The sequence below is a fragment of the Kitasatospora sp. NPDC085879 genome, from assembly GCF_040686255.1.
Classification (GTDB): domain Bacteria; phylum Actinomycetota; class Actinomycetes; order Streptomycetales; family Streptomycetaceae; genus Kitasatospora.
Map to the genome: position 1 here is coordinate 1 of NZ_JBFBJZ010000170.1, position 3,213 is coordinate 3,213.

At 73.1% G+C, this 3,213-nt stretch carries 5 protein-coding genes and 1 pseudogene; 4 read left to right on the forward strand and 2 right to left on the reverse strand.

Features of this window, described 5'->3' with window-relative positions:
- Positions 1-420: 420 nt before the first annotated feature.
- A complete protein-coding gene (locus tag AB0P35_RS41715) occupies positions 421-783 on the forward strand; it encodes a DUF1304 domain-containing protein (protein ID WP_363521741.1) in 363 nt (120 codons plus the stop codon).
- Positions 784-870: 87 nt separating this feature from the next.
- Here the strand turns inward: AB0P35_RS41715 and AB0P35_RS41720 are convergent, their stop codons facing one another.
- Positions 871-1,215 carry an RICIN domain-containing protein gene (locus tag AB0P35_RS41720; protein WP_363521744.1) on the reverse strand — a complete coding sequence of 115 codons (345 nt, stop codon included), beginning with the start codon at positions 1,213-1,215 and terminating at the stop codon, positions 871-873.
- Between AB0P35_RS41720 and AB0P35_RS41725 the strand changes: the two genes are divergently transcribed.
- The 3 genes from AB0P35_RS41725 (at position 1,195) to AB0P35_RS41735 (ending at position 2,640) form a co-directional block, all read left to right on the forward strand.
- Positions 1,195-1,713 carry a hypothetical protein gene (locus tag AB0P35_RS41725; protein ID WP_363521747.1) on the forward strand — a complete coding sequence of 173 codons (519 nt, stop codon included), beginning with the start codon at positions 1,195-1,197 and terminating at the stop codon, positions 1,711-1,713. The genes AB0P35_RS41720 and AB0P35_RS41725 overlap by 21 nt on opposite strands.
- A gap of 172 nt (positions 1,714-1,885) precedes the next feature.
- On the forward strand, positions 1,886-2,053 hold the full coding sequence (locus tag AB0P35_RS41730) for a hypothetical protein (protein WP_363521750.1): 168 nt from the start codon (positions 1,886-1,888) through the stop codon (positions 2,051-2,053).
- Positions 2,054-2,217: 164 nt separating this feature from the next.
- On the forward strand, positions 2,218-2,640 hold the full coding sequence (locus AB0P35_RS41735; RefSeq protein WP_363521752.1) for a DUF6083 domain-containing protein: 423 nt from the start codon (positions 2,218-2,220) through the stop codon (positions 2,638-2,640).
- On the opposite strand, the pseudogene AB0P35_RS41740 reads toward AB0P35_RS41735, so the two are convergent.
- A pseudogene (locus AB0P35_RS41740) lies at positions 2,573-3,213 on the reverse strand (ABC transporter permease); the annotation flags it as partial. The gene AB0P35_RS41735 and the pseudogene AB0P35_RS41740 sit on opposite strands and share 68 nt — an antisense overlap.

Here is a 3,213-nt window from a genome sequence, read left to right on the forward strand (position 1 = left end):
CGGCGACGCAGGGGGTGCCGCCGGCGGCGTAGATGTCGCAGGGCCCCTGGGTGGCCGCCTGCGAGGTCGCGGCCGTGGCGGTGAGCAGGCCGACGACGAGCACGGCCGTCGTTCCGGCCGCCGTCAGCGCCCGCCGGGCGTGGCTCGGCCACGATCGCATGGTCATGAACGAACTCCTTCGCGGGTGGGGAAGGAAGAAGGCGCGGCCAAATTGTTAGCGTTAACAATTTTGCTGGGGAAGGGGTGCACTGCAAGGCAGGTCGGACACCCTGGTGGTGCTGCGCCGACCCTCACTATGGCTACACGTTGATGTACCGTCAAGGCATTGGACTGTTAACGCGCACATAAGCCATGGCAGTTCGCTCCGCCGGCCCGGTGATCGTCATGGAGCGGGCGGTGCGACTGTGCGAGCCTGAACCCATGGCGATCATCGCCACCATTGCGGTCCTGCTCGTTGCCGCCCTGCACGTCTACATCATGGTCCTGGAGATGTTCCAGTGGACCGGCCGGAAGGCCCGGGCCGCGTTCGGGACCAGCGAGGACTTCGCCGTCGCCACGAAGACCCTCGCGGCCAACCAGGGGTTGTACAACGGCTTTCTCGCCGCGGGCCTGTTGTGGGGAGCCGTCGTCTCCGACCCGGTGGCCTTCCAGGCGGAGGTCTTCTTCCTGGTCTGCGTGGCCATGGCGGGCGCGTACGGCGCCGCCACGGCCAGCCGGAAGATCATCTTCGTTCAGACCGTTCCGGCCCTGGTCACGCTGGCCCTGGTGTTGGCGGCCCGCTGATCGCCGTGCGGCGCAGCGACTCCGCCCGGCGTCCGGTTCGAACGCCGTGGCCGGGTGGGCGTGGGGGCGCGGGGTCAGGCACGGGGGTCAGGCCTTGCCGGGCAGGCGCCAGATCTGGTTCTTCTTGGGGGCCAGGGCGCTTGCCAGGTCGCAGGTCCACTGGTGGACGAGGGCGCCGGGTGCGGTCGAGACCCCGCTGACGTCCACGCACTTGCCGCTGTGCACCGCGACCAGCTGGTGGTCCTTGCCGTTGCCGAGTGCGGTGGCCGGCTTGAGGGTGAACATCTGGTTCGTGCCGCCGCTGCAGGTCCACTGGATGACGGCGGCACCGTCGGCCAGCTGGTCGACTTGCTGGGTACCGGCGGCGGCGAGGCGGGGGCCGGGTCGGCCGGGCCGCTGCGCGGGGTGCAGGTGCTGCTGGCGTGGGCGCACCTGGCGGGCCTGGTGCGCACGGACGGTCCGTGGCTGGGGCCGGGCCGGGACGCGGCGCGGCTGCGGGAGGATCCGGGGGCGCTGCGGGATGTGCTGTTCGCGGCGGTGCTGCGGCTGGAGGACTCCCGCTGCGGCTGGCAGTCGGTTCGCCTTCACCTGGAGGGCTCGGTGGACTTCAGCGCCGGGCTGGCCGCCCTGTGGCGGCGCCTCGGCATCGGTTCGCTGACCGAGGAGGAGGCCGCCCGGACGGTGTGGGAGGAGCTGACGGCCCGCCACCGGGTCGAGGAGCGCCAGTCGGCGGGCCTGACCACCTGGAGGGTCGTGGTGGCCCGGGATGTGGCCAGGGCGCTGGCCCTGTTCGAGGCTGTGGGCGCGGTCCGGGTCGAGGACGGTCGTATCGCTCTGACCGGCTACAGCCGCGGCCGGGCGCTGTCCGGGGTGCGGGATGCCGCCGTCGACCCGCGCGGGCTCGGCGCGGTGCTCGTCCACTGGCCGTAGGCACGCCCGCTGTCCGGCCCGGCTGCGCCCCTGCCCCGGCCCGGCGGGCGGTACGGGGCGTGGGCCGTTGTCGTCGGGTGGGTGGCGGTGGTCGACAGGGCGGGGTCGGCTCGCGGCGCGGGTGGGGGGTGGGTAGCGTCAGTGGTGAGGTACCAGGAATTGAGAGTGGGCGTTGCCGCCATGGGGCCGTCGGTCGTGTACCGGCGGCCTCATCGAGATCGAGCAGGGCCGCACCATCGGCACCCTCGCCACCTGGCGCGCCCTCGCCCACGCCTTCGACATCCCCCTCGGCGGCCTCGCGGCGAAACTCTGCGACGACCACACCCCGCCCGGAACCTGACCGCCCGGCACGCCCGGGCCAACGACAGGCACCACTCGAACGAGCACCGCCACTCGAACGCCCGTACCCCCGCGGACCGGATCAGCGACCCGTCACCCCCGAACAGGCGACCCCACCGGCTCCGCGCCCCGCCCACCGCCGGCCCGAGTGTGACCTTCGCGCGCATGACCTCATGCAACCCGCCCTACCACTGGGATGGCACCCGCAAAGGCCCCAAGCCCACCAGGGCCCTGCGCATCGCCCCCGACAGCCCCAGCCGCCTGCTGCGCTCGGCTCGGGCTGGTGTCTGCCGCTACTGCGGCAACACCGTCGAGTGGTGCTACCGCGCCGACGACAGCCCCATCCCGCTCCACCCCGCGGAGGTCCCCGCCGTCGCCGTCCCGCCACGCCAGCGATGGCACCTCGCCTCCGGCATCGCCCACCCCACCGCCGGCGGATTCCCCTGGTGCCGCATCGCCCACACCGCGATCTGCCCCACCGCCAGCCCGACAGCTGGGCGGGCGGGCTCGGGCACGCCGTTCAGGTGGTGGTGGCTGTCCGGCGGCGGGTCGACCGGGGGTGCAGGGCGACCAGGAGTGCGGCGATGATGGCCCAGAGTCCGAGTGTGGCCACCGGACGGGCCAGGTGGGCGCCGTCGAAGTAGCTGAGGTCGCTGATCGCGCGGACGGCTGCGCCCGGTGGCAGCAGCGCCGAGACGGCGCGGGCCGCGCCCGGTAGCAGGTCGGCGCCGATGGTTGCTCCGCTGGTGGCGTTGCCGACGGTCAGCAGCAGCAGGGTCGCCGCGGGGATGCCCACCGGTCCGAGGTAGGTGCCGAGCAGTTTGGTGGTGAAGGCCGCCGCCGCGGCCAGCAGGGACAGGGTGAACACCAGTGGCAGGACGGGAGCGGGTACCGCGCCGAGGACCGGTCCGGCGATGATCGCGCCGACGGTGCCGATCGCCGCGGAGGTGCCGAGCAGTAGCCAGAACCGGTGGCGCAGCCGCAGCAGCGGGGTCAGGCCGAGCGTGTTCGAGCCGAGCACGAATCCGGCCAGGGTCACGCCGAAGGCCATGTAGAAGCCGGCCAGGCCGCGGGCGTCGAAGTGGGCGAGCGGTACGACGTCCACCGTGCTGACCCGGTCGCCCGCGCCCTGGGCGTAGGCGTTCACCAGCCGCGTCACGG

Coding starts and splice junctions, on each gene's coding strand:
- AB0P35_RS41735 (WP_363521752.1), top strand. CDS start 2,218: ATGACCTCATGCAACCCGCCCTACCACTGGGATGGCACCCGCAAAGGC.
- AB0P35_RS41715 (WP_363521741.1), top strand. CDS start 421: ATGGCGATCATCGCCACCATTGCGGTCCTGCTCGTTGCCGCCCTGCAC.